We start from the raw sequence: 26,580 nt of genomic DNA, 5'->3' as shown, positions 1-26,580 counted from the left end.
TGCCGAGAGCGATTGCGTCTGCCGCGGCCGAATGCGTTTGCTGGCCGATTGCGACCCCGCCGGGCGCCGTCGCGTCGACCACCGCCCCGTTGCCGACACCGACGCCGTTGTCACCGTTGACGACGGTCGTCGGCCCGACTGCGATCGACTGCGCTCCCACTGCCAGCGAATCCGCCGCGGTCGAATTCGCGTGAAAGTACAGCTGTCCGGTAACGGCGAAAGATGACAGCGCGCCGGCAAGCTGCCTGATGGTGACCGCATCTTGCGCCTGCGTGCCGTCCGCGACATTTGTCAGCTGGCGATAGGTGTTGCCGGTCGCGCTGCCGAAAGACACTGCGCCGAGCAGCGTTTTATCCGACGTGTTGAAGGGAATCGCGTGGCTGCCATTGGCGATGGAGCCAACACCGGAGAGAACCGCGCGGTCGGACACCGATCCCGAACCAATGGCCACGGCTCCCGCCACCGAGACGCTGGACTGCGCGCCAAGAGCGAGGGAGTTAGCCAGCTGCGCGCTCGCGCCATTACCCGCTGCGAGACTGCCCGCTCCGCTGGCGAGCGCGAGAGGGCCAATCGCAACGCTGTCGGCACCCGTAGCCTGGCTGTCGGCGGCGGTGGAATTGGCGTGGAAGTACTTGATTCCCAGCTCGGTACCACCACCGGTCACGGCGTTGACCAGGTTCTGCACTGAGGTATAGGTGTTACCGCCATAGCTCAGGCTGGTGGTTACCGCACCGGTCGTGGTGTCATAGGTGCTGCCACCTCCCAGGCTGGAGGCCACACTGTTGCCCAAGCTGGTCACCTGGCCGCTCAACGTATGGCCCACGTTGTACAACTGGCTGCCGTTCACCGCATCGGTGCTGGTGGCGCTCACCTCACCATCGGCCAGTTGGGTAATCTGGCGCTGACCGACCGCCACCGCACCATTGGCCGGAGCCTGGTTCACGGTGAAAGTCTGGCCGTTCACTACGGCATTGGCCGTCGTGTAGGTGGTGGTCGCGTCTGCGCCGTTGCTGGTGGTGCCGTTACCGAGCGCGACATCGCCCGCGCCGTTGGCAACCGCACCCGAACCCACCGCTGTGCTGTTGGTGCCGGCAGCCGTCGGCGCCGTGTACGTGGTCGGGTTACCGGTGATCCACCTATTCGCCGCCGAGGTGGTCGAGCTGGTCAACTGGCTGACGTTCACCGCATCGGTTGGATTGACACCCGCGGCCAGGTTGGTGATGGCGACGCCGCCCGCCGGCCCGCCTGCACCGCCGGTCGCCCCCAAGGTAATCGTGTTACCGCCTGCGGCGTCGTACTTGACCGCGATATTCGCGGTGTTGTCGACATTCGTGTTGAGCGCGGAAAGCGCGCCGGACACCGTGGTCTGCGCAGTGGTTGCGCCCACCGCACCCGTGCTGCTGACACTGTTGATTGGCTGGCTGAAGCCGGTGATGTTGCCTGTGGCCGAATTGTAGGTGGCGCCGCCGCCCAGTGTTGCCGCCGTTGATGCACCCAAGCTGTTGACGCCAGTGACAACGGTGTTCAGCTGGGAGCCGTTGATGGCATCGGTACTCGTGGCCGAGATCACGCCTGCCGCCACGTTCTGGATCTGGCGTTCAGTACCCGCTGCGCCCACCGAGACCACACCGTTGGTCGAAGCCGCCGCCTCTACACCCGCGGCCGTGCCGCCGAACTGGGCAGTCGTCCCCGTATGCGGCGCTGCCGTAGTCGAATGCGAACCCAGCGCTACGTCGTTGGTATTGTTGGCCACCGCAGTATCGCCCAAGGCCACTGCACCGGCTGCCGCCGCATTGCTCGTGTTACCCAGTGCGACGGAGCCCTGACCGGTCGATGTGTTGGCATTGCCAAGCGCAATTGCGCCCTGGCCGTTGGACGTATTGTTGGCGCCCATCGCTATGGCGCCGGTACCGGTCGCCGAGTTCGGATCGCCGATGGCTACTGCACCATTGCCGCTAGCGGTATTGGCAACACCGATCGACACGGCCTGGCCGCCCGTCGCCGTTGCCGTCTGACCGATCGCTACCGCGCCGGCCGAATTTGCCTTGGCTCCGCTGCCCTGGGCTATCGAATTGCCGCCCGTGGCCTGGGCTCCGTTACCCAAGGCAACCGCAGACGCTCCCGATGCCGTGGCAGCATTACCGCCGGCAAATGCCTGACCGCCCGTCGCTTGTGCCGATACGCCAACAGCCGTATCCCCGGTTACCGTCGTCGATCCGGATACGCCCGCGATAGCGCCAAGCCCCAACGCAGCGTCGGAATTGTTAAACGCAGCGGCGCTGGAACCCAACGCGATCGAGCCGACACCCGATGAGACGACAGGGCCGCCTGATCCATTCCCACCAATTGCGATAGAAGCAAAGCTTGATGCGGTGGCAAGCGTACCTATGGCAACAGCACTGACTCCATTAGCGCTGTTACTGGTGCCGACAGCGATTGCACTTTGCCCATTTGCTGTTGACGACGCGCCAACACCCACGGAGTTGAGGCCTCCAGCGACATTGTTGGTACCAAGCGAAACGGCCTGCCCTCCCGAGGCGGATGCACCTGGGCCAATCGCGATGGCGTCGGCACTAGCCGTCTTCGCCGTAGTCCCGATCGCTATGGTGTTGATGTTGGCACCTGTCGACGCACCGTCGCCTTCGGCGATCGACGAGCTCCCGGTGGCGCTCGCACCTGCCCCGATTGCGATGGCGCGAATACCCGACGCCGCGGCGCCGGCCACCGCCGCCGGTGCAGATGAACCGCCTTCCGCGACGGAATCGGACGCACCCAACGCTATCGCGTTTGCGCCGCTGGCGTTGGAGCCGGCCATCATGCCAAGCGCGTTCACGCCGGTGGCGACGGATCCCGCCCCCAACGCCACGGCATTCTGAGCCGAGGCGACAGCCACCGTGCCCGCAGCCAGCGAAGAGGGACCGGAAGAAGTCACATCCGTGCCAACGGCAACCGCCCCCGCCGCCGTCGCGCCCGTGCCCGCGACGGTACGCGCACCCAGATACACGGCGTTGAGGCCGCTGGCAATGGACTGAAAGCCGACAGCGACTGTGTGCTGTCCAGAGCCGTTGGACTGGTAACCCATTGCGACGGCTTCGGGCCCGCTCCCCACCGCTTGGAAGCCAATGGCGGTGGCATAGTCGTTGGTAGCGGCGACGTCAGTGCCAATGGCAATGGACGATTGCCCGGTTGCCCCGGTACCTGCAGCACTGCGCGCGCCCAGGTAGATGGCATTGACGTTGCTCGCAATGGACTGAAAGCCGAAAGCGACGGCGTTCTGCGCGCTGGCGTTGCTGCTCCAGCCAGCCGCCAGCGCATACGGCCCCGACGCGGTGGAACTGACACCGACAGCGGTGGAGTTCCCTCCTGAGGCAATGGAGAAGGTGCCCAAGGCGCTAGCGCCGGCTGCGGTGGCATTGGCATCGACACCCAGCGCCACTGAATTGATGCTGTTTGAGACCGTGCCGGCGCCCAGCGCCATTGAGCCCTGGCCCGTGGCCGCGGCGCTCTGGCTGAGTGCGACCGCGTAAAGTCCCGTTGCGTTGGCCTGGTAGCCTATCGCCGTAGCTCCGGATCCACTGGCCGTGGACTGATAACCCACACACGTGGTGCCGCCGTTATAGAAGTTGTAGGGTGCCGTAGAGCAGTTCACCTGCGCCTGTGCCTGCGCGGCCCATCCGCCCGCACCAAGCAGCAACACCACGGTCAGGACATGCAGATTGGAACCCTGCAGCGCTGAAGCACCGCATTCACCGCGCTCGCCGTTCCGCCCATCGCATACGGAGGCAGCCACCCCTGACTTCCCCTCACCGCGCGACTTGTCTCGCTCAGACACGGCTACAAAAGTTCCTAGCGCCTTATTCCAGATCGACCGATATACCTTGTTCATGTTTTTCCCGTTCTATATTGCGAACGCTCACCTTTCATAAGGATAACTACACATATACGTCAAAAGGAAAGCGTTGGCGTTGCATTGATCTATTGCGGAGAACTGCATTTCCTTGCGCCCGACATCGATACTTAGACATCCTGAATGTGAACGTGCGCCATCCTCCTGCCGAGAGGATTCACATGAGGAAGGTATCGATGAGGGGCGGCTAGACCGTTTCTATTTCCTGGCATCCTGGCCGCGCAGACTGCAGCGGGCCGTTGGCTTATGAAGGGCCGAAGGGCCACGACATATCGATGCCAATTGCGCGAACGGGCGCTAATTGCCTATTTAAATGCGATCGTTGGTGTGGCAAACGTTTGCTTTGCACTGCGCTGCCCGGAATACTCATAATTACCGGCCCCCAATGAAGTGCTGCGATCGTGCTCTCGGCGCGACATGGCAAACGCTCTATGCCGCGCTGCAAGCGTCATATTTCTGTTTCAGCGACTTTTTGCGCACTATGTGAACTGATGACCAGGAACTGTTCGCGTCGACGTGGTCTTGTCGTGACGCAGCGTAAGACAAGGTAAGTTCCTGTAAGTGCTGAATGAAACTCTCGCATAGGCGTTTCAATTTGTCTACAAAAACAAATCGCCTATTTCATTTTGTCGCACAGCAGCGGCGTAATGACCGGGCAATTTCGATTTCTAATTTTTCAGCGCACGTATCACGAAACTGTGTCGCCAGCGTGACAGCGCCTAGTCGTGGGTTGTGGACGACATGCGCGCTGTCGGCAGACGGCTTGTACTGCTGCGGGCGAGAAGAAAAACCCTCAATTACTCGGGATCCGCGTCCATCGCCAGCACGCTCACGCCCACATCGATTCGATGCGACCCGCCGCCGAGAATCATCCCCCGCAGCAGCGACACATCGCTATAGTCCCGCCCTGTGGCAAGCGTCACATGCTCCAGATCGGCAAGCACATCGTTCGTTGGATCGAGATCGATCCACCCGCTCCCCGGGCAGAACACCGACACCCACGCATGCGACGCGTCCGCGCCAATTAAACGCTCCTGCCCCGGCGCCGGATCATTGCGCAGATACCCGCTCACGTACCGGGCCGGCAACCCGAGCGCGCGCATGCACCCGATCATCACCTGCGCAAAGTCCTGACAAACACCGCGGCGCATTTCAAACGCGCGATGCGCCGGCGTGTCATAGGACGTTGCCAAAGGTTTGTACTTGAAGTCGGCATGAATCCGGTGCATCAGGTCGATCGCTCCCTCCGCCAGCGGCATCCCAACCGGAAAACTCTTCAGCGCGTAGTCCCGCAGGTCATGCCCGAGACTGATATTCGGCGACGCAAAGCAGAACTCCGTCTCCGGGTGGAACGGCGCGCGGGCGCGGAAGCGCATGCTCTTCGCGACCTCGTCCCATGCGGGGGTCGCGGCCGGATCGAGCGAGGCCCATCGCGGCGTCAGTTCGACGGTCGTTTCGCTGATCATCTGCAATGACCGGTGCGGCGACTCTAGCGAAAAATACAGCACGTCGTTGCCGAAGGTATCGACGCGATTATTGATGTACAGCGGCTTCGGCTCGATGCTTTCGCTATGGGAGATCACACGCTGCCACGCGCAGTTCTGTGGCCGGATAGTCGCGAGATGCTGGGCCGTCTCCACATAAGTGGAATAGCGGTACGTCGTCCGGTGAGACACCCACAACACGGTTTTCGGAATCTTCACGACGACACCTGCAACGCCTGTGTATTCGCATGGCTGAAGTAGCGCGCGCTGATTTCATGTGCCGCGGCGCTCACGTGATCGCCCAATTCCTCGCAAGCCTGAATGAGCTCGCCATAGTTACCTTCTTCATCAGTTGTGCATAGTTGTTCGAGTCCCCGCAACGACTTCAGCAGCAGCGTCGCGTCGCTGAACGCGCCGTGGGTTGTGTTGCCGGCGGCAATCGAAATCTCGTTGAGCTTCGTGCACAGCCGCGAGTACACGCCGTACAGCCCGCGCGGATTGGTCGGCTCGACCACCAGCAAGTCGATCAACGCAGGCACCTCGAAGCGCCCCGGATACAGCGATCGATACGTGAGCGTGCTGTCGAACAGCTGCAGCAGCAAATCGAAACCGGCCGGCGTGGCCATCTGTCCATGCTCGGCGGCAACCCGCAGGAAAGTGGTCATGGTCCAGACACGTTCGATGTGCCTTCCCGCGAACACCAGCTTCCACGCTTCGTCGCGTGTCATGCGGTCGCCCTGCGCGCCGCTGATCGAGAGCAGCTGTGTTCCCAGCGTCTCGAGCGTGCGCGTGAGTTTCACGCGGTCATAACGTTCCACCCCCGGTCCCGGCTTGAAGGTCTGGACGGCATCGCGGAAATCGTTTCTCGCGGCAAGGATCGTGCGCCAGTGATCGGTCGAAAGACGTCCGCGAATCTCGCCACTGGCGCGCACCTGGCTGGCGAGATTCTGGCCGATGCTCGCCGCCGTGCCGTTCTCCCCAATGTTGGCAACCAGCAAGCGTTCCAGACCCCGAGCGGTATGACCCTGGAGCGGCGTTCCCGGCGGCAGTAACCCGCACTGCCACGCGAGATCCACCATGGTCGCAAGCATGCTCTCGGAGTCGTTGCTGTCGATCGACGAAAGGATCACGCGCATCAACCGCACGTTATTCTCGGCACGCTCTCCGTAGCGTCCGGCCCAGAACAGGTTTTCAGCGGCGCGGCTCGACACGGTCCGATGCTTGCGGGCGAGATCCGCGGGTTTCATCGGCGTGGGGAGCAGCGAGAGGCTCGAAGCCGGCTTGCTCGACAACACCCAGGTGTCAACGCTGCTGCTGCCGTATTGCATCGATACCGACGGTTGGCGCTCGGCCCCAAGCCGCGTGAATCCCCCCGGCATCACGGACCAGCCGCCATCGATATTCGCGATCGCATACACCCGCAGCACCGACGGACGGCCCGTCAACGTGTTGTCTTCGTAACGCGCCGCGTGCGAACTCGGGAACAGGTTCTGGATGGTGAACGCGTCCGGCATGGTCTCGATTCGCGCGCGCCAGCCGGCCAGGGATTGCAGGCCGTCGCCGAAACCGCGCGGGCTGCCGCCGTTGAGTTCCACGCCGGGCCAGGTGGGAATCACGAATGCCTTGTCCAGACGCCCCAGCACCGCTTCGCGCGCGGCCTCTTCGCCGCACCACCACGTCGGTACGCTGGCGAGCTCCAGGGGTTCGTTCAGCAACGCCCGCGAAATGGCCGGCAGGAAACCATGCAGCGCCGGCGATTCGACAAATCCCGAGCCCGGCACGTTCGACACCATCACGTTGCCGGCCCGCATCACCTGCAACAGGCCGGGCACGCCGATGCTGGAATCAGCGCGTAATTCGACCGGATCGCAGAATGCATCGTCCAGTCGCCGCATCAGCACATGAACCCGCTCCAGTCCGGCGAATGTCTTCAGGAACAGCATGTCGTCGCGTACGGTCAGGTCCTTGCCCTCAACGAGCGTAACGCCGAGATAACGAGCAAGGAACGCATGCTCGAAGAAGGTTTCGCTGAACGGCCCCGGCGTCAGCAGCGCGATGTGCGGCGAGCCCTCGCCCGACATCGTGGCCCGGCCGCCTTGAACCAGCGCGGCGATCAGTTGCGAATAGAACGGGGCAAGCCTCTGGACCTTCATTGAGCGGAACGGTTCGGCGAACACGTCCGAGACAATCAGGCGATTTTCCAGCGCATAACCAAGTCCGGACGGCGCTTCCGTCCGGTGGGCCATCACGGTCCACGCGCCGTTGGGCGCACGCGTCAAGTCCACGGCAACAAGCTGCAGATACTGCGCGCCGGGCGGCACGAACCCCTTCACCGAGCGTAGATAGCCTTGATGCCCGAAGACGAGCGCCGGGGGCAGCAGGCCGTCGTGCAGCAGCGTCTGCGGCCCATAGATATCCGCGACGATGGCATTGAGCAACTTGGCGCGCTGCGTCACGGCGCGCTCGATCACGGACCACTCGCCCTCGTCGATGAGAAACGGCAGCAGGTCCAGCGCCCACGGACGAGGTTCGCCCTTGTCCGCATAGACGTTGTAGCTGATGTCGTTGTCGCGGACCTGCTGCGCAATGGAAGCGGTCGCCCGGTCGAGGTCGGCTATGCCGTCGTCGCCGAGCAGGTCGAAGAATTGCTGCCAGGGGGCGCGCAACTGGCCGGACGCGTCGCGCAGTTCGTCCCAATGGCCCTCCCGGGCCGGTACCGCGCGAAGGTGTGACGACACACTCGCGCGGTTCGTAATTGCTTCAAACGGAAGCGTTGATTGGAAGGCCAAATTGAGCTGTTTTCGTTGATGAGGCTACCGTCGGCGCAGATCGAGTGTGAACGGAAACTCCAGGCTTCGCTTCGGTTCCTCCACGACCATGCGCCCAGGCGTATGGCCGATTCTGAAAAAGCGCGAACGCCGCCGGCTTTCCGCCTCGTATGCGTTGACCGGATAGGTCACATAATTGCGGCCACCCGGATGGGCTACATGATACCGGCATCCGCCGATGGACCGGTTGCTCCAGGTGTCCACGATGTCGAACGTGAGCGGCGCATCCACGCCAATCGACGGATGCAGCGCCGTCGGCTGGGACCACGCCCGAAAGCGCACCCCGGCCACATGCTCGCTCACCCGGCCCGTGGGTTGCAACGGTAAAGGCACGCCGTTGACCGTCACCACATGCCGATTGTCGTTGAGTCCCAGCACCCGCACTTCGAGCCGCTCCACGGACGAATCGACGTAACGCACCGTGCCCCCGGGCGCCCCCTGCTCGCCCATGACATGCCACGGTTCGAGCGCGCTGCGCACCACCAGTTCGATACCGTTCGTCTGGACGGCGCCGACCAGCGGAAAACGGAACTCGAAATGCGGCGCGAACCACGCGGCATCGAAGGCATAACCGGCTTCATTGAGATCCGCGATGACATCGTGGAAATCCATTTCAATGAAGGTGCCGAGCAGGAAACGGTCGTGCAGTTCAGTGCCCCAGCGCGTGAGGCGCGTGGTGTACGGCTTGTCCCAGAACCGCGCGACCAGCGCACGCAGCAGCAATTGCTGGACAAGGCTCATGCGCGCATGCGGCGGCATTTCGAAGCCTCGCAGCTCGAGCAGGCCGAGCCGGCCGGTCGGGCCATCGGGGGAATACAGCTTGTCGATGCAAAACTCGGCGCGATGCGTATTGCCCGTCACATCGATAAGAAGATTGCGCAGCGTACGGTCGATCAGCCAGGGCGGCAACTGCGCACTGTCGCGCCCGCCCAGACGTTCGAGCTGATGCTCGATCTCCTTGAACGCAATCTCCAGCTCGTAAAGCTGGTCGTTGCGTGCTTCGTCCACGCGGGGCGCCTGGCTCGTCGGTCCAAGGAACAGTCCCGAGAACAGATACGACATCGACGGATGGTTGATGAAGTACGCGATCAAGCTTGCCAGCAGGTCAGGACGCCGCAGGAACGGGCTGTCCGCGGGCGTCGCGCCGCCAAGCACGAAGTGATTGCCGCCGCCCGTCCCGGTGTGACGTCCGTCGGTCATGAACTTCTCGGTGCTCAGATAACTTTCATGCGCCGACTGATACAGGTACTCCGTGTGATCGACGAGTTGATCCCAGCTCGAAGCCGGATGGATGTTCACTTCGATCACGCCCGGGTCGGGCGTCACCTGCAACATCTTCAGGCGGGCATCGCGTGGCGGCGGATACCCTTCTATCACCACCTTCATGTGCAGATCGGCGGCCGTTGCCTCGATGGCGGCAAGCAGGTCGAGGTAGTCGTCAAGTTCAGTCAGCGGCGGCATGAACACGTGCAGCAGGCTCTTGCCGCTTCCAAACGACTTCTCTTCGACGTCCGGTCCCGCAGCACGCGCCGGATCGCGCGCTTCGACGCACAGCGCCGTACGCCGGATCCACGAAGCGGACTCGCCGCGCGATGGTTCGCGGGTGGAGGCAGCAGGCCGCTGTCCCGTGCTTGCAACCGCGCCTGAGCCAGCGCCAGCGCCCGTTGCGCCTTCACCCTCGGCTCGACCTTCAATACCACTCCCAGGCACCACCCCGCCGCGATACTGCATGCGCAGTTCCATCGCCTCGCGCAAGGGCACGGGCGGTCCGAACGGATCGTGCGGGTGTTGATACGGATAGTCCCCGGCGCTCACCCACGGCAGCGATTCGAGCGGCAAGCGGTAACCCATCGGCGAGTCGCCGGGAATCAGGTACATGCGTCCATCGCGGAAAAACCATGGGCCGCTGACCCATGCCGGCGCCTGCATCGGGATATCGCGTTCCCGCGCGATAGGCAGCACATAACCCGTCACCTGCGATAAACCCGCGTCGAACACGCGGCGCAACCGCATGCGCTCCATCTCGTCGTCGAGTTCCGATTCGAACGGGTCCACGTTCACCGGCAAGCGGCGTTCACGCCACAGATAGTAGAAAGTGTCCTCGTAGCCGGGCTGGATGTAGCTGGCATCCAGCGAGACCTTGTCCGCCAGATGCTCGATGAAACGGCGTGCATCTTCAGCGGTGTAATGGCCGGGATCGCGTTCATCGGCGAAGAGCGTCGGGTCCACCCAGATCGGCTCCCCGTCCGCGCGCCAGAAGAGCGACATGGCCCAGCGCGGGAGCTGTTCGCCCGGATACCACTTGCCCTGCCCCAGATGCAGGAAGCCACCCACGCCATAGCGCGCCCGCAGCTTGTCCATCAACGACACCGCGTAACCGCGCTTCGTCGGTCCCAGTGCGTCCGTGTTCCATTCCGCCGCGTCGCGGTCGGTCACGGCGACGAACGTGGGCTCGCCGCCCATCGTCAGGCGCACGTCCATGTCGTTCAGTTGCTGGTCGACTTGCGCGCCCATCGTCTGCACCGCGGACCACACTTCTTCCGTGTAGGGTTTCGTCACACGCGGCGTTTCGAGCACGCGCTGGATCTGCATGATGTGCTCGAACTCGACTTCGCTTTCGTCGACAGCGCCGAAAATAGGCGCCGCGCTGCCCGGCTCAGGCGTGCAGGCAACGGGGATATGCCCCTCGCCGGCCAGCAGCCCGGAGGTCGGGTCGAGCCCAATCCAGCCCGCGCCGGGAAGGAAGACCTCGCACCACGCGTGCAGGTCGGTGAAGTCGACTTCGGTGCCGCTCGGGCCATCGAGGGACTTCTGGTCCGGGGTGAGCTGGATCAGATAACCCGAAACGAAACGCGCCGCCAGCCCGAGCTGACGCAAGGTTTCGACGAGCAGCCAACCGGTGTCGCGACACGATCCCAACGCTTTTTCGAGCGTCTCCTCCGGCGTCTGAACACCGGGTTCCATGCGAATCACGTAGCCAATGTCGTGCTGCAGCCGCTGGTTCAGCTCGACCAGGAAATCGGCCGTTACTTTAGCCGTCTTGTCGATGCTGTCGACAAACTTGGCCAGCAACGGCGTGGGCTCGCGCTTGATCAGATACGGCGCAAGCTCAGCCGCGAGCTCGGGTTCGTACTCGAACGGGAATTTCTCGGCGTACGGTTCGAGGAAGAAGTCGAAGGGGTTGTAGACCGCCATCTCGGCGACCAGATCGACTGTTATTTTGAATTCCCGCGTCTTCTCGGGAAAGACGAGCCGCGCCTGATAGTTGGCGAACGCGTCCTGCTGCCAGTTGATGAAATGCTCGGCTGGCTCGACCCGCATCGAATACGAGACGATCGGTGTACGGCAATGCGGCGCGGGCCGCAAGCGCACGACCTGCGGTGAAAGGCCGACGAGGCGGTCATAACGGTAGTGCGTGACATGGTTCAACGCGACGCGGATTGACACACCTGACTCCTGGACGAATTTTGGCAGTTTTTAAAAGCAAGCTCTATGCCGTTTGGCCGAACTGACCATCGGGCAAGGCTGACGGCTATTTCAATGCACTCAATGCTGCGTTTAAACCGCTTGCGCCATTCGGTCATGCACCGAAGTGGCGCATAAACCGCCTCCTACCTCAAGACGGCAGCGTTTCCCCAGCGGCACGTGGCTTGCTTCAACGCCACCACGTCCTGCATTCCAGCCTATCTCCTCAATATGAAAACATTCCATTGCGGCCGTTGTCAGCATCACGTTTTTTTCGAAAACGTGAAATGTGAATCTTGTGCGGCGCTCCTCGGCTTCGTGCCTGACCTGTCCGAAGTATGTGCCTTCGAACCGGCCGGCGAGATGCTTTGGCGCGCCCTGCATCCATCGGCAAACGGCGCGCTGCTCAGGCAGTGCAACAACTACGCGCTCGAGAATGTCTGCAACTGGATGATCCCGGCCGACTCGCCAGACGTATTGTGCCCGGCATGTAGCTTGACGCGGACCATCCCCAATCTCGCCCAGCCAGAAAACCGCGTCTACTGGTATCGGCTGGAGACGGCCAAGCGGCGCTTGCTGTATGCGTTGTGGGCGCTGGGACTGAACACGGATTCGAGGAGGACCAATCCCGAAAGCGGCTTGCAGTTCGAGTTCCTGGAAGACGGCAGCGTGGGGCCAAAGGTCCTGACCGGCCACGACAACGGCCTCATCACGATGAACATAGCCGAAGCCGACGATGCCCTGCGCGAACGCGCGCGCGCGGAAATGGGTGAACCGTACCGGACCTTGCTCGGGCATTTCCGGCATGAAATCGCCCATTATTATTTTGACCGGCTCGTGGCTCAGTCAGACTGGCAAGAGCTGTTCCGCGAGATGTTCGGCGATGAGCGCGTCGACTACGCCCAGGCGCTTCAGGTGCATTACGAGAATGGGCCACCGGCCAATTGGGAAGAGTCTTATGTGAGCGCCTACGCCACGACGCATCCGTGGGAGGACTGGGCCGAGACCTGGGCGCATTATCTGCATATCGTCGATACAGTCGACACCGCCGCCGCATGCGGATTCAAGCTCGATCCGAAAGTGCCCAACGAGCCTTCGCTTACCGAGGTCGAGCCGATCGAGAACACGAGCTTCGATAACCTCATGGAGCAATGGTTTCCACTGATGTATGCATTGAACAGCCTGAACCGAAGCCTGGGTCTGGCCGATGCATACCCGTTCACGCTGTCGCCGAAGGTCGTGGCGAAGCTGCGTTTCGTGCATAACGTGATCGCGAGCGCGAATGCCCCGAAACAAGCGGATGGCGGAGTTCAGCAACACGAGCAAGATCCGCAGGGCTCGCAGGCAGCCGCCGTTGGCTGAACCAGGGATTCATCAGGAGTTCGATGTTTCAAGCCCCGATTTACACGTCCGCTCAACCAAAAAGGTCAGTCCGATGAAGCTCCGCGTTGGTTACGAACTGGTCTATGAATGCGTGCAGCCGACCCCCATGCTGCTGATGCTGAACGTGCACACCTCGCGAGCAAAGGACATTCTTGTCCCCGACCTTCTGAGGGTCAACCCGCGGGTGCCCTTCTCGCAATATCACGATTCCTTCGGCAACCTGTGCAGCCGGCTGGTTGCACCGCGGGGCTGGCTTACGTTGTCCTCGCAAGGGTTGGTCGAAGTGCCGGCTTATCCTGAGATGCCGGAGCCCAACGGTTATCAGCATGCGGTTGAAGAACTGCCCGACGAGTGCATGCAGTTCCTGCTCGGCAGCCGCTACTGCGAGACCGACCTCTTGTCCGAAGCCGCGTGGCAGATGTTCGGCTCCACGCCGCTGGGACGACCCCGGGTACAGGCCATCTGCAGCTTTGTTCACCGGCACATACGGTTCGACTACAACAGCGCGCGTCCGACCAAGACGGCGTTCGAAGCGTATCGGGAAGGCGTGGGCGTTTGCCGCGACTTCGCGCATCTCGCCGTCGCCCTGTGCCGCGCGATGAACATTCCGGCGCGCTATTGCACGGGTTATATCAGCGACGTCGGTTTGCCGCCGCCCTACGCGCCCATGGACTTCTGCGCCTGGATCGAGGTTTATCTGGGCAACACATGGCAGACATTCGATCCGCGCAACAACGCGCCGCGTACGGGCCGCGTATTGATGGCGCGAGGCCGCGATGCCGCCGACGTCGCGTTGAGCAATACCTTCGGCATGACCACGCTGGTCAGGTTCAGCGTGGTCTGCGAGGCTCAATAAAACTCAGCAAAGCCTTAGCAAAGTTCCGGTGCCGTACGCGCCAGCCGATGAAAATGGCGGCCGAAATAAATCAGGCTGTCGCCGTCGCCGCGCACCACGATGTCCGCCACCTCCACGAACATCACCGAGTGCGAGCCTACCGTCTTTGTATCGACAATACGGCCTTCCAGACTCGCTAGCGCATCAGCCAGGACGGGCAGGCCCAGGCGGCCAGCCGTCCAGGTCTGCTGCTCGAAGCGTTCGCTCATCGGCAGGTTGGTCATACCGGCGAAATGACGCGCCAGTTCCTGGTGATCGGCGGGCAGCACGTTGATGCAGACGTTGCCGTTGCCTGCGAGCACCGCATGCGCCGCGCTCGACTGGTTCACGCAGACGAGCATGGTGGGCGGTGTGTCGGTGACCGAACACACCGCGCTTGCTGTCATGCCGCAGCGGCCGCACGGGCCGTCGGTGGTGATGATGTTCACGGCCGCCGACAGGTACGCCATGGCCTCCCGAAACAGCTTGCGGGTGCTTTCGTTATTCATGTCTTGCTCCCCGGTTCACGGATACCCTGTATTCGCAGGCTCGATCCTGCGGTTCTCCGCGCTTGGGCGTTTGTTGTCGGGTCGCTTCGCCGGGAATGGCGTGCTGGGTGAGGTTGGGTGACGACCGTGGAAAACGCGAACCAGGCGCTGCATCCGGTAATGGCGGTAGATTGCCGCGATACAGGTGAGCCGGTATGCCTGCTGGACCACATCCGCGAATAGACGACCGAAGTGCGCCAACGACGGCGCCCGCCCGCCGGATAGCCGGGCGGGCGCCATTATTCAGCGCTTATTCAGCACGGGCCGATGGGATTGTTGCCGGGCCTATTTTGCAAATAGCGAAGCGATATTCGCGAACGCCTTGATTTCCAGTGCATTGCCCGACGGGTCCAGGAAAAACATGGTGGCCTGCTCGCCGACTTCGCCCTTGAAGCGCACATGCGGCTCGATGATGAATTCGACCCCGGCCGCCGTGAGTTTGTCCGATGCCGCTTGCCACTGATCCATCGGCAGCACAACGCCGAAATGCCGGACCGGGACCGCATCGCCGTCTACCGTACTCGTCTTGCGATGGCCGATCTCGTCAGGCGCCAGGTGGGCCACGATCTGGTGGCCGTAGAAGTTGAAGTCCACCCAGTCGGGGGCACTGCGGCCCTCCGGACAGCCAAGCAGATCGCCATAAAACTCCCGGGCAGCTGCAATGTCGTGAACCGGAAAGGCGAGATGGAAAGGGGAAATGGCAACAGTGGTATCGCTCATGGGAAGGCCCGGATTTCGGTTGAATGGGTCGTGCTCGACAACACGAACAGGGTCTGCCCGTGCCACCGTCATCGTGTGTGAAAAAAGAATGTCGCGCCACGTGAGACAGTTTAGGGGCAACGAGAATAGTTGAATAATGATAGTTTTTTTATCTCAGCATCAATAAAATTGATCAATTCCAACCAATAAGATCGACCAATCCAGCCATGATGCGAGAGCTAAAAACCTTTCTGGCCGTTGTGCGTTTCGGTACGTTCGCGAGTGCCGGGGCGCATATCGGACTGACGCAATCGGCTGTCAGCGCGCAGATCCAGCGGCTGGAGGAGGACTTGGGTTTCCCGCTATTCGACCGCACCGGCCGCTCGGCCACGCTCAACGCGGCAGGCAAGCAGACTGTCGATCTGGCCGAAGAAGTGTTGTCCGTCTATGCCCGCCTGGCAGACCGCGGCGGCGCGGCCGAAAAGTCCGGCCTGCTTCGGGTGGGTGCTATTGCTTCTGCGCAGGCGTCGTTTCTCGTCAGCGCCATCGAACTGTTCCGGCAGACTTCACCGGGATGGCGAATCCGCGTGGTGCCCGGCGTGTCGCTCAACCTGCTCGCGCAGGTCGACTCCGGCGAGGTCGATGTCGCGGTGATCATCAAACCCCCTTTCGCGCTGCCCGCCGAATTGCACTGGCGCACGCTGCTCACCGAGTCTTTCGTCCTGCTGGTCCCGCGCAAGCTGGCGGACCGGCCGTGGCGCTCACTGCTCAAATCGGAACCGTTTATTCGCTACGACCGGAGTTCTTTTGGAGGCCGCCTCGTCGACCGCTTTCTCCGGAGAATTCGCGTCACGGTGCAGGACGTGGTCGAACTCGACGAACTGCAGGGGATCGTCGGACTCGTGGCCCACGGTGTGGGCGTTGCGCTCGTCCCGCAGGCGGCCGCGCTGCACATGCCGGAAACCGTGAGCGCGCTGTCTCTTGGCGACGAGACCTTCACGCGTGAGATCGGCCTGGTTCAGCGCAACACGCGCAATGAGCAAACCGTCACCGTGCAATTCGCTGGGTCGGTCTGTGCGGTGTTGCTGCGGTGAGCGACGTCGGGCAAGTGGACAGGAACGCTTATCGTCCAGGCTCGCAGAACGGTTTCACGCCGGAGTGTTCCGGGCCACGACGAGTCGACTTCGGCACTCTCGCCAGTCCATGCATGAGTTCGACGCTCGATCCTTTCCAGCCGTTTGATACGGGAAGCATAATTTCGCGGTATGCCGCGATAAGGGCACACCTCAAAAGCGAAAGTTTGTTTGCACGCCTATCTTTGCACTTTGTCGCTTTCGCGCCAACCGGGACGTGAGGCAGATACCTATTGTGGTCCCGTCGCAGTCGCGGCGGGGGCCTATTGCGTGGCGCGCAGAAAGACCGTAGCCGGCCATCTTCTGACATTCATCGACGCCGTCGCGCGGACATTTGAAAGTCGGTTTCACGGCAGAAAGCGACCCTTCGTTGAACGATGCCATCCGGCGGGCCGTCAGGACCTTCCTGACAGATACTTGTTGGCAAACCGCCAATGTCGCAGCGAAGTGGGTCCGTCGCGTCAAAAAAAACCGCTCAGGATTGGATAGATAATTGGCAGGATAAAGGACGTCAGAATGCCGTTCAGGCCCATCGCGAGGCCTGCAAATGCGCCGGCTTCTTCACTCATCTGCAACGCACGAGCAGTGCCGATTCCATGGGATGCGACACCCAGTGCGAAGCCGCCCAAGTCATGCCTCGACACGTGAATCAACCTCAAAAGGCCGCTGCCAATCACCGCGGCAGTGATGCCGGTCATGATCACAAGGACGGCCGTCAGCGATGGCAACCCGCCGATTTTCTCGGAAATACGGATAGCAATTCCTGCCGTAACGCTCTTCGGAGCAATAGTGGCAAGTATTTGACCCGTGGCTCCCAGGAGCCTTGGGATCAAAACGGCCGATGAGATGCCCGTCGCACACCCCGCCGCAAGTGCGCCAGCCAGCTGCGGGGCTAGCCGGCGCAATTTAGGCAATTGTCGGTGCATCGGTATCGCGAGCGCGACGATTGCCGGTCCGAGCAAAAATTGAATGGGCTGGGCGCTTTGCATGTAGGTGACATACGATGTGTTCGATTCACGCAAGGCAAGTATCAAAAGCGCTATTGCAATTAACACGGGATTCGCGAGCGCATTTTTTCTTAGCGAACCGTGGACGACCTGCGCGATTGCGTACGCGAGGAACGTGAGGGTCAGCCAAAGAAGCGGTGTTGTTCCGAGAAATCGCCACGCGGACGCGATGTTCTGGTGAACGTTCACGGTGTATCAACCTTCGCAATGTCGGCAGTCGCAGGCACTGTCTTTTTGTCGGTATGGAGTGACGATGCAAACGGTGTTGTCAGCGGTGCAAGCGGAGCAGCGCTCGGGGGCCATAAAGCGCACAAGCCTTGGCCGACAAGCGCGGTAACGACGATTGTCAGCGCCGTACTCACAACAACGGACACGGCTATCGGGAGCAGGTCATGAGCCACGCGGCCGGCAAAGACCATGATGCCCACTCCTGCTGGAACGAACAAAAGAGGCAAGAACCTAAGTAAGGCCAGAGCGTCGCTTTCAAGGGCTGATGAAAAGCCCGGGCGGAGGCTCAGGGAGGCTAACAGCAGGACCATCCCTATCACCGCCCCAGGAATCGGCAGGTTCGCTGCGTATGCGATTAACTCCCCAAGGCACTGATAGGCGAGAAGCACAGTGAACGTCTTGATCATCGGGTAACCTTCGATTCGGACGCGCAGACGTTGAGCCACCAGCGAAGCACGACAAAGTTGGTGAAAGCCGTCATGCCAGAACTCGTTCGCTAAACTGCTCGGTGCGCTCGCGCGTGAAGTACTCTCAAAAGCCTAGCGGCAACGAACTGGTTTCGCGGACTATGCCTGTCCGGCTCTTCGGCGAGCCGACGGCGGCGACTCCGATGACTTGCGCGTTGGTCAGGTTCTGGGCCCAATACGCTTCTATCTGCCCGACTAAGTCCGGCGGCGGGGTGCCGTAATTCTCAGCGGCTGCCTCTCCCCGGCCCTCCCTGAGGGCCCAACGAAAGAGAGCTAGCGCCGCGTTCGAGCCGGCCTTGTCCTTGGAGTCGGCTTTCACCAAAATGAATACGACACCAGGAATCGGCCATGCTTGGTCGCCCGGCGGATTGGTGACGAGCTGGTAGAAATCGTCCTCACGGCCCCAAGCCACTGTTTCCACCGCAGCCTTGAAACTTGCGGCCGATGGCTCGACAAACGCGCCACTTTTATTCTGAACGATCGCATAGGCGAAGGGCGCCGGCCCGGCGTAGGCCAGTTCAACATAGCCGATCGCGCCCTTGATCCGCTTGACATAGGTAGCGGTGAGCTGGCTGCTCGTGGCGTTGATCCCCACAGGCCATTTGACCGTCAGGCCGCTGCCCACCTGGTCGCGCCATTGCGCACTCACCGCGCACAGGTAGTTCGTCCAGTTGAAGGTCGACCCGGAGCGATCGCCGCGATGCACCACGACGATTTTCAGATCAGGCAGCGCGAGGCCGGGATTGACCGCCTTGATGGCCGCGTCGTTCCAATCGGTGATCTTGCCCAGGTAGATGTCCGCCAGCAGCGCACCCGTCAAGTGAAGCTGTCCCGCGGCAATGCCATCGAGGTTGACCACCGGCACGAGGCCGCCCGCCGCCACCGGAAATTGGATAAGTACCCATGCGCGCAATTCGTCCGGTTTCAGTGGCATGTCCGAGGCGCCAAAATCCACCTTAGCCGCTTTCAGCTGATCGATGCCGTTCCCGGAGCCAATGGGATGAAAACTCACCTGCTGGCCGGTTTTGTCGTAATAGGAGGCGGCCCACTTCTGCACCAGGGGATCGAAGAAGCTCGAGCCAGCGCCCGTGATTCCTCCTGCCGCCTGCGCTGCCAGCGCTTGACTCGCGATGAGGCACGTAACCGCGATACATCGAAACACCGGCCATAGGTCGTGGGCCATTCCATGAATGAGTGCGGGGATCAGAACGACAACGGTTCGCTGGAATTTGGTGTTCATGGCGGCGACCCCTATGGAGCTTTTGGGTTGCGCCTGCCCATCCCGCCCGAGGATTGCGGCACGCCGGCAGGTACCACTGCACTGTATGCGCTGACCGCATGTGCATGAATAAGGCCCCGTTCCTAAAACAGGCTCGGGGATTGCCTTATTCAATGGGCGGGTTCCACCCTATTGGCTCTCGATCCACTGAATTGCGAAGCGCATCAGCTCCTTGCCGTTACGGATATTCAGCTTTTCTTTGATGTTGGCCTGATGCGTCTCGATGGTCTTCACGCTCCGATTCAGTTTCTCGGCGATTTCGCGGGTGCTGAAGCCGAGTCCGATCAGGTGCAGGACCTCGAATTCCCGCTCCGAAAGGCTCGCAATTGGACCATCCGGCTTTTTTCGGGGGACGGTAAGGGCTCGCGCCAGCTTTTCATGCATGGCGGCGCTCAAATAAATATTTCCTGCCAGCACTTCGCGGACGGCGCTCACGAAATGCTCAGTGGCCTCGAGTTTCATCAGATACCCGTTTGCCCCGGCCCGTAGTGCGCGTTCGGCAAACAGGCTTTCGTCATGCATGCTGAGGACGAGGATTGCCAAATTTGGGTAGCGGTGGCGGAGGGTCTTGACAAGATCCAGGCCGGAGTCCGATTGCAGACTGATGTCCACAATGGCCATGTCGGGCTGGCAGGCCATTGCCGCCAAAGCTTCTTCGGCGCTGCCGGCTGCACAGCAGACGTGCAGATCGCCTTGCAGATTCAGCAAGTGCGCCATCCCCTCTCGGATGATGGGGTGGTCATCCACGATCAGGATTTGAGTCGCACAGCCTGGGCTAGACGATTTTCCGCTCATGGCCCGGACCCTCCGGTAGCGGATAGCGGATGGCGACCCTGGTGCCACCCAAAGCATTGCGGGTCACGGTGCAAGAGCCGCCCAGAAGGCTTGCCCGGTGACGCAGGCTGTGAAGTCCCAGTCCCGAGGCCCGCTCCATTTCTTCCTGGCCGACGCCCACCCCGTCGTCACTGATTGAAAGCGTCTGCATACCTTCTGCCCGCTCCAAGTCGATCCAAATGCGGCGTCCTTCGCTATATTTCAGCGCGTTGTTGACTGCTTCCTGTGCCGCACGATACAGGTTGATCTGAGTAGGCGGATTCAGCCAGTCCACATCTGGCGCGATCCGCAGCACGCAATCCACGCCATTTAGCGTGCGAGCCGTCTCTGCCAGCCCATGCAGTGCGGCCGCAAGGCCACCATATTCTATGGCGACCGGATCCAGGCCATGGGCAATCCTGCGGGTCATCAAGGACGCCTGCTTCACCAATCCGACGATGGTAGCGGCGTCGGCGGCGGCTGGATGGCCCTGCGTCCGCAGTTTCTGATTCAAGGCGGCGCTGTACAGCCCCAGGCTGGTCAGGTGTTGCCCAAGTCCGTCATGCAGTTCCCGGCCGATAAGTCTCTGCTGCTGATCGCCGATCTGGATCAGTTCTTCTTCCAACAGACGGCGTTGCGCCATCTCCTCCTTTAGTTCACTGTTCGTCGTCTCCAGGTCTTCGGTTCGCTCCTGGACGCGCCGTTCCAATTCAATGTGGGATGCCTGCAGCAAGCTATGGACGCGCTGCTCCTGAGCACGTGCCGCCACCAGCAGCAGTCCGGTTACCGCCACGACGTTCGCGAAGGTGCACCACCTCACGAGGCTATCCACCGGAGATTCGGCGGCGAAGGGGCCCGTGTCGTGGGTGGTACCCCAGATGGCCACGACTGAGACCATCAACGTCGCGATGCTGGTGCCCAAGTGATCGAAGCGCAGAGCAGCCCAGATAATGAACGGAAAGATCGCCAAGGCTGCTGGATAGTAGCCGTGCCCGGCAAGTTGCGGGGCGCCGAAGATGAGGTAGCTCACCCCGAAGGTCGCAACGGTCAGTCCGCACGCCTCTACGGTCTGCCCCGCGGAGCGGACAGGGTTCGAATAGGTGAGGAAGCTGAGCAGGGGAGGAGCCACCACCAGCACGCCCATCATGTCACCGAGCCACCATTTCAGAAAGGCTGCGCCGTACTCGGTGATCGGCACCAGCCCCCCTCCAAGCAGGGCGGTCGCGCCAATCAGCGAACTTACTGCCGTGCTCACCACCGCAGCCAGGCCGATGAAGGCCAACACGTCATGGATGCGGTCGAGGGTGATCTGGAATCGGGCCGCGCGGTTCAACAATATTGCTGCCGTCAAGGCTGCAACCATGGCGCCGGCGCCAATCACCGCGGCCACGGATACGGGCACGCCCACCGACACGTTGGCCAGGAAGGAGCCAATGACGATTCCGGGGGCAACTTCGAAGCCCAGAGCGAGCAGCGCAACAAGGGCGATGCCGCTGGAAGGCCACACCAGAGACACTGCGCCGCCCACTATCGCATAAGCAAGTCCTGTTTTTGCGCCTGCGTAGTACGCCAATGCCACAAGCCCGGTGTACAGGAAGAGCCTAAACCTGGAATTGCCCCGAATAATGACCATTGTTCGCTTCAAACCCTCTACGCGAGAGATGCCTCACGCGTCCCGGCACAGCCCGCAAGCAGCAATCCTGATGAACCTATCAATATGGCGAATTTGATGCCGGGATTACACAGGTCACACACTTCATATCAAGACGACCAAAACGACTATGAACCCACGTCAGAATTCTTCTGCGCGCCATCGCACATACGAAGGATCATCATGGCAGTACAAGGCGAGTTCGTTCAGGCGGGTGTCGCGTTCTGCCTTACCAGGACTTCGAGATCGAAAGACGGTGATTTCCGATCAAGGGGCAATGCCCGGATTCAAGCAGCCGCCGGATAATCTGGAAGAGTCGCCAAGGAGCCGTTCCGACCGGCACAACGGCTCCGATGACCGGCAGACGCCAAGAGTGGCCATAGCTGCCGTGCCAGGACGAATGACGGTTGAGGGTCGACTTCGGCTGTTCGACATCGGACCTGGGCCGGCCACATTCGGCCATTGGAATTCGCCCCCTAGATCCTCCCCAATCGGGCGATGCGTGCGGTGTCGGGCCGAACATTGCGACCCAGACCGTTGGTTCACCTCGCGAAGTGCGGCGGCTGCGCGGCAGTCCCGCGCCGAACATCGATCTGTCCAATCGCTACCTCCGCTCGCCTAGCCTTCTATTCCTCAGCATCCCCAGCCAGCCAACCAACCGGACCGAATCACCGTGTACGGATCCTCACGCACGGTGATTCGGTCGGGCGGTCTGATTTTCCGTCATGACCTGACGCTACTTTGGTCTAAGACTCCCCCGACATTTGGGAGCACATCGGCGCTGACAATCTCCCGTCATCGACAGCAGTCCTTTTGTTTCCGTCTTGATAGACTTGCGCTTTCAGAAAGAAACCGGGGAAAACGTGTGAGCCTCGACGAATACTATAGGCGACTGGAACTACCAGACACTGCGTCGCCGGCAGACGTCACACGCGCATACCGACGGCTGAGGGCAAAGTACCACCCGGATCGCAACAAGGGGCGCGAATCGATAGTCGAGCCGGTGTTCAAGCGCGTTCAGGAGGCGTTCGAGATTCTGATCGGCAAGCGTGCGCCGCGGGTGTCCGGCCCGGTGGCGGCGTCGGCCGGGAGCCGCAGCAAAGAAGCCCCGTCACGCGAACACCGCGGCCCACCGCCGACGCGCGGCGCGAGCTGTCTGATCAGACTCTTCGTGCCGCTCGAAACTGCGATTCATGGCGGCGAAGTCGAAGTGAGCTACCCGGTAAACGGGCCGTGTCGCCAATGTCAGGAACGAGTCTCGCAGTGCGCGCGCTGCTGCGGCACCGGCCAGTCGGTCTCGGGTACGCGCTGCACCGCCTGTGTGGGGACCGGGCGCCCGCTGGCGAGTGACTGGTGTCCAACGTGTCTCGGCACGGCTGTCATGACCTACCGGAAGTCCGAGACAGTCAGGATTCCCCCGGGTGCGTGGGACGGTCAACGTCTTGTCGTCGAAGGCGCTGGCCATCCCGGGCCCAATGGCGGTCCGCCGGGCGACGCTATCTTCTCGGTCGTGATTGCGTGCGGCTCGGCCTTTCGTCGCAACGGGCTGAATCTCGCTTGCGAGGTTCAGGTTGATTTCGTGACGGCCACGCTCGGCGGCAGCTTCGAAGCGCAAATCCTGGGCCGCGCGCTGCGGATGACGATTCCGCCGAACGCGCACCCGGGCAGCACGATCCGTCTGCTCAGGCATGGGCTCACGGACCGCAACGGCTCGCGCGGCGACCTGACACTGCAACTGGTACTCACGATGCCGGCTGCGGTTTCACATCTGACCGACAACGAGCGGCAAAGGCTACGCGAGATGTTTGCGGACGCGGAGCGTCGGGCGACGCAGGCAGTTCCTCCACGCTCGTACGACAATTCCTGAACCAGCAGGACAGCAAGAATGGCGGTGTATGCGTGTCAGGCTTCGAAGCATCCCGGTAGGCTCTGCTGGATTTTCCGGTCGAACGCTGCTTGTGGAAAGAAACCATGTCGGCAAGTCGACATGACTTAAGGCACTCGCCGCGGGCGTGGGCGCGACGAGCCGGTTGATCAGGGTGTCCAACGATAAATAATGATGCTGGTACCGTTGTAGTTGTCCTTCGTGACCACGTACTCTCCGGTCGACCGACGGTACGATCTAAGACCGTACATGGAATCCACGTCATTGCCTACGTACACGGTGCTGGGACTGCTGTTGGTCAACGTGGTGTCCAGGCTGCCTGTGTTGAGATTGAAGGCATCGATGTTGGGCACGGTGTGCACGTATCCGACGAAGAGATAGTTGCCGGCTGCCGTGATCGACTTGGGATTGGCGCTGGTGAGGTTGATCACGGGGTTGGGAGCGGTGGTGTTGCCTGCGAGCCAGCCGTGATACACCTCGACCCTCGTTCCGATCGACGTCCAACCTGAGCTCCCGGAAAGTCCCTGTGCCAGGATCATGGTGTCGCTATCAGGCAGATAGATGATCCGCGACAATGGCGTGATCGTGCTCGGAATGGGAGTTGCAATTCCTGCTCCCCATGTCGGCTTGCCGTTGCCATCAAAGCCGGTCAGCGGATAGTGCCAAATGGCATTTGTCTTGTCCAAACCGGCCCAGACGTCCCCTTTGCTGTCAAGGCAGAATCCGTCCCTGACCGGTGCGGTCGTATTAAACGCTGTCCCTGGAATCGTGGCATCCGGTATGGCGATGTAGCCATTCGCAGCATTGAAGTGGAAGAAGTAGAAGGTATCGGGATTCTGGCCGGACGCCACAAGAATCCGGTTTCCGCCAACGCTGGCGAGTTGACCGAAGTGCTCATCGCGTGAGCGATCGTTGATGTTGATTCGTGGATCAGAGGGATAGTCGATTGGATCGACAGTGTTCGCGACGAAGGTTCCTCCAGCGGTGCCGGTGTAGATATTGGTGCCTCCATAGAAGTAGGCGCCGTCTGTACCCGAGTCCGGAGCGGCGCTCCCCTCAAAGTTGAGAGACTGAAGCTTCCATTGCAGGGTGCCTGAGCTGTTGTAGGAGTGAATGTCGGTGCCGCCGTCGCGGCCGAGGTCCCAGCTTCCGCCCCACGGGTTGTTGAGCACGTACAGGTTGCCGGCGGTGTCCTTGCCGACGCCGGCGACGCGGGTGAACCGCTTGTCGCCGACCTGGCCTTTGATTCCAGCCGTAGTGTCGAGATATCCGCCCTGGATGCCAAACGTACTGACCAGAAATGGCGTGCTCGATATGTTGTAGATCTTGATGTTCATGTCGGGGCCCTCGTCGCCGATCATGAGATACCCAGTCGCCGCATCGAAATACAGCGCGGACGGTCGAGAGGTGGCGGACATCTGGATGGTGTTCAGCGGCGCGCCGGCCGGATTGAATTCGAGGATCGTACCCGCGCTCTTCTGCGCAACCCAGATGTTTCCTGCGCTGTCCACGGCGAGCACGCCAGGGCCTGAGACGTTGATATCCTGTCGCCAGGTGCCGTCGGTGGTGTAGACCCGGACGCGATTTCCCGGAAAGTCGCTCGCATACAGGAGCGAGCCCGACGTCGCGAGTCCCGTGATTACATCAGCCCGCTGCTCAGTCGTTGTTGCGCTGACCGAGATGAGCAGATCGCGGGATTGGCTGGTCCGGTTGTACCGCCCCACCGTACCGCTGCCGTAAGTGGTAGTAAATGCCAACGCAGCGAAGATTGAAGTTGCATTACCCGTAATGGCCCCGCCCTGAAAATCGCCGTGACCTCCTATGGACCCCGTGCTTTGGCCGTTCTGGTATATGGCGACTCGGCCCTCGTTTTCGTCCCACATTGAAGCCGTATAGATGACACCCTCGGGCGCTACCCACATGGAGCGCGCGACGTTACCCACGCGGGTGGCGTTGGTCCCAAATGTGTTTGCCACCCAGTCGGTGGTGTACTGCGCCAGGCACTCTGGCGCAAACGTAGCGATTAGCAGAGCGGCAAGGAACGTGACATGGATTCGTTTCATGATCCTGAAGGGCGCCCTTTTGAGGCACCTGAATTGGGTGAGTGTGGCTTCGCCCATGCTCGCGGCGTTGACAACTTGGTGGGCTCTACGTGGAGAACTACTGATGGTTCCTGTGGCGGCCTTCGTCGTCGTGCTGGCATGCGCGCCATGGGGCTGGAAGATTCTTCGATCTGGAAGGGTCTTCTTCGAAGCGTGCCCGGCGGCGTCGGCCCGTTCGGCGAGCGGCGTTCCGCAGGAAATTGTCCTGGTCCACTCGACGCTCCAACAAGTGTCGCGTCTGTCCAATCCAATGCTGCGTTCGCAGCGGTATATCGGCTGGGTGAGGAAAAAGTTGAGTTGTTCGCGTTTCCAGTACAGGCAAACGCGCTAGACCTCAGCCCGAGCAGCGCTCGCAGCCGGTCCGCGAGGTGGATGAGCGCATGTGTCAACTGGAGGCTCGGGGCTGGCAAGCGTGACCCGCACGTGGATGATTTCTCGCGAGGGGAAGATCCGGTGAGAGTCGAGCTACCTTCATGTGACGTCCAATGACTGCTTTAACGATTGCTGACGTGGGCCCACAAGAGCTGTCAGTCGATCGTTCTCGTAGCAGCCGATCTTTCTATTCCAAATCAAACGATTACAAGCGACGACTGCATATCGCGATGCGAAGTGACACATTGAATGCAGACTGAGGCGAGTTGACAGATTTAATGCGGTCCACGACGCCGTTGAATGTCGACTCAGCCCGGTTGCCCAGTCAGCGCCGGATCGCCCGCCAGGATCTCCACCAGGAAGTCGATGAACACCCGGACCTTGGTGGGCAGGCGGCGGCCGGCGGGGTGGACGGCGCTGATGGCCAGCGGGCCGGGGGCGTAGTCGGCCAGCAC

General features: G+C 61.4%; 16 protein-coding genes and 1 pseudogene. 5 read left to right on the top strand and 12 right to left on the bottom strand.

Translation table 11 applies throughout. The annotated features are described in order from the left end of the window. From EOS_RS45645 to EOS_RS16340, 4 genes are all read right to left on the bottom strand, one after another. Nucleotides 1–3,886 (bottom strand): ESPR-type extended signal peptide-containing protein (locus EOS_RS45645; protein ID WP_047847714.1); only part of this gene is annotated, 3,886 nt, incomplete at its 3' end. 818 nt (nucleotides 3,887–4,704) lie between these two features. Next, nucleotides 4,705–5,610 carry a transglutaminase family protein gene (locus EOS_RS16350; RefSeq protein ID WP_047847708.1) on the bottom strand — a complete coding sequence of 302 codons (906 nt, stop codon included), beginning with the start codon at nucleotides 5,608–5,610 and terminating at the stop codon, nucleotides 4,705–4,707. Then, nucleotides 5,607–8,180 carry a circularly permuted type 2 ATP-grasp protein gene (locus EOS_RS16345; protein WP_047847707.1) on the bottom strand — a complete coding sequence of 858 codons (2,574 nt, stop codon included), beginning with the start codon at nucleotides 8,178–8,180 and terminating at the stop codon, nucleotides 5,607–5,609. Before EOS_RS16345 ends, EOS_RS16350 begins: the two co-directional genes overlap by 4 nt. 24 nt (nucleotides 8,181–8,204) lie before the next feature. Beyond that, on the bottom strand, nucleotides 8,205–11,666 hold the full coding sequence (locus tag EOS_RS16340) for a transglutaminase family protein (RefSeq protein ID WP_047847706.1): 3,462 nt from the start codon (nucleotides 11,664–11,666) through the stop codon (nucleotides 8,205–8,207). A gap of 249 nt (nucleotides 11,667–11,915) precedes the next feature. Between EOS_RS16340 and EOS_RS16335 the strand changes: the two genes are divergently transcribed. Next, on the top strand, nucleotides 11,916–13,046 hold the full coding sequence (locus tag EOS_RS16335) for a zinc-binding metallopeptidase family protein (RefSeq protein WP_047847705.1): 1,131 nt from the start codon (nucleotides 11,916–11,918) through the stop codon (nucleotides 13,044–13,046). A gap of 73 nt (nucleotides 13,047–13,119) precedes the next feature. Further along, nucleotides 13,120–13,923 carry a transglutaminase-like domain-containing protein gene (locus EOS_RS16330; RefSeq protein ID WP_047847713.1) on the top strand — a complete coding sequence of 268 codons (804 nt, stop codon included), beginning with the start codon at nucleotides 13,120–13,122 and terminating at the stop codon, nucleotides 13,921–13,923. Nucleotides 13,924–13,937: 14 nt separating this feature from the next. Here EOS_RS16330 and hpaC read toward each other — a convergent pair whose 3' ends face one another. Further along, on the bottom strand, nucleotides 13,938–14,450 hold the full coding sequence (gene hpaC, locus EOS_RS16325) for a 4-hydroxyphenylacetate 3-monooxygenase, reductase component (RefSeq protein WP_047847704.1): 513 nt from the start codon (nucleotides 14,448–14,450) through the stop codon (nucleotides 13,938–13,940). A gap of 324 nt (nucleotides 14,451–14,774) precedes the next feature. Then, nucleotides 14,775–15,209: a VOC family protein gene (locus EOS_RS16320; protein WP_047847703.1), complete on the bottom strand. Its 435-nt coding sequence runs from the start codon at nucleotides 15,207–15,209 to the stop codon at nucleotides 14,775–14,777. Nucleotides 15,210–15,415: 206 nt separating this feature from the next. Here EOS_RS16320 and EOS_RS16315 point away from each other — a divergent pair, with 206 nt between their 5' ends. Continuing rightward, a complete protein-coding gene (locus tag EOS_RS16315; RefSeq protein ID WP_047847702.1) occupies nucleotides 15,416–16,282 on the top strand; it encodes a LysR family transcriptional regulator in 867 nt (288 codons plus the stop codon). 500 nt (nucleotides 16,283–16,782) lie between these two features. Here the strand turns inward: EOS_RS16315 and EOS_RS16310 are convergent, their stop codons facing one another. The 5 genes and pseudogenes from EOS_RS16310 to EOS_RS16290 all read right to left on the bottom strand — a co-directional run bounded on the left by EOS_RS16310 (nucleotide 16,783) and on the right by EOS_RS16290 (nucleotide 21,748). Next, entirely contained in the window at nucleotides 16,783–17,517 is a 735-nt protein-coding gene (locus EOS_RS16310; protein ID WP_047847701.1) for an LrgB family protein, read from the bottom strand. A 122-nt stretch (nucleotides 17,518–17,639) separates the two neighbouring features. Beyond that, nucleotides 17,640–17,963, bottom strand: a pseudogene (locus EOS_RS16305) (CidA/LrgA family protein); the annotation flags it as partial. 124 nt (nucleotides 17,964–18,087) lie between these two features. Next, the gene (pstS, locus tag EOS_RS16300) at nucleotides 18,088–19,206 is read right to left on the bottom strand and encodes a phosphate ABC transporter substrate-binding protein PstS (RefSeq protein ID WP_082163377.1); all 1,119 of its coding nucleotides are present in this window, start codon (nucleotides 19,204–19,206) and stop codon (nucleotides 18,088–18,090) included. A gap of 225 nt (nucleotides 19,207–19,431) precedes the next feature. Continuing rightward, a complete protein-coding gene (locus tag EOS_RS16295) occupies nucleotides 19,432–20,097 on the bottom strand; it encodes a response regulator (protein ID WP_075645350.1) in 666 nt (221 codons plus the stop codon). Continuing rightward, nucleotides 20,078–21,748, bottom strand: a complete 1,671-nt coding sequence (locus EOS_RS16290; protein ID WP_047847700.1) for an MASE1 domain-containing protein — start codon at nucleotides 21,746–21,748, stop codon at nucleotides 20,078–20,080. The genes EOS_RS16295 and EOS_RS16290 overlap by 20 nt, the downstream gene beginning before the upstream one ends. Nucleotides 21,749–22,631: 883 nt before the next feature. On the opposite strand from EOS_RS16290, the gene EOS_RS16285 reads away from it, so the two are divergent. Further along, nucleotides 22,632–23,633, top strand: coding sequence for a DnaJ C-terminal domain-containing protein (locus EOS_RS16285; RefSeq protein ID WP_047847699.1), 1,002 nt, complete (start codon nucleotides 22,632–22,634; stop codon nucleotides 23,631–23,633). A 167-nt stretch (nucleotides 23,634–23,800) separates the two neighbouring features. Here the strand turns inward: EOS_RS16285 and EOS_RS16280 are convergent, their stop codons facing one another. After that, entirely contained in the window at nucleotides 23,801–25,714 is a 1,914-nt protein-coding gene (locus tag EOS_RS16280) for an SMP-30/gluconolactonase/LRE family protein (RefSeq protein ID WP_235442841.1), read from the bottom strand. A gap of 103 nt (nucleotides 25,715–25,817) precedes the next feature. On the opposite strand from EOS_RS16280, the gene EOS_RS16275 reads away from it, so the two are divergent. Continuing rightward, nucleotides 25,818–26,084: a hypothetical protein gene (locus tag EOS_RS16275; RefSeq protein WP_047847698.1), complete on the top strand. Its 267-nt coding sequence runs from the start codon at nucleotides 25,818–25,820 to the stop codon at nucleotides 26,082–26,084. The last annotated feature ends 496 nt before the right edge of the window (nucleotides 26,085–26,580 follow it).

Origin of the sequence: Caballeronia mineralivorans PML1(12) (assembly GCF_001028175.1) — a bacterium.
Taxonomy (GTDB): Bacteria; Pseudomonadota; Gammaproteobacteria; order Burkholderiales; family Burkholderiaceae; genus Caballeronia; species Caballeronia mineralivorans.
Note: the sequence above shows the minus strand (reverse complement) of the source record. Positions and strands in the feature narration are given on the sequence as shown.

Excerpts from the sequence above, each read along its gene's own strand:
- EOS_RS16335 (WP_047847705.1), top strand. The coding sequence starts at position 11,916 with ATGAAAACATTCCATTGCGGCCGTTGTCAGCATCACGTTTTTTTCGAA.
- EOS_RS16330 (WP_047847713.1), top strand. The coding sequence starts at position 13,120 with ATGAAGCTCCGCGTTGGTTACGAACTGGTCTATGAATGCGTGCAGCCG.
- hpaC (WP_047847704.1), bottom strand. The coding sequence starts at position 14,450 with ATGAATAACGAAAGCACCCGCAAGCTGTTTCGGGAGGCCATGGCGTAC.
- EOS_RS16320 (WP_047847703.1), bottom strand. The coding sequence starts at position 15,209 with ATGAGCGATACCACTGTTGCCATTTCCCCTTTCCATCTCGCCTTTCCG.
- EOS_RS16315 (WP_047847702.1), top strand. The coding sequence starts at position 15,416 with ATGATGCGAGAGCTAAAAACCTTTCTGGCCGTTGTGCGTTTCGGTACG.
- pstS (WP_082163377.1), bottom strand. The coding sequence starts at position 19,206 with ATGGCCCACGACCTATGGCCGGTGTTTCGATGTATCGCGGTTACGTGC.
- EOS_RS16295 (WP_075645350.1), bottom strand. The coding sequence starts at position 20,097 with ATGAGCGGAAAATCGTCTAGCCCAGGCTGTGCGACTCAAATCCTGATC.
- EOS_RS16290 (WP_047847700.1), bottom strand. The coding sequence starts at position 21,748 with ATGGTCATTATTCGGGGCAATTCCAGGTTTAGGCTCTTCCTGTACACC.
- EOS_RS16280 (WP_235442841.1), bottom strand. The coding sequence starts at position 25,714 with ATGAAACGAATCCATGTCACGTTCCTTGCCGCTCTGCTAATCGCTACG.
- EOS_RS16275 (WP_047847698.1), top strand. The coding sequence starts at position 25,818 with ATGGTTCCTGTGGCGGCCTTCGTCGTCGTGCTGGCATGCGCGCCATGG.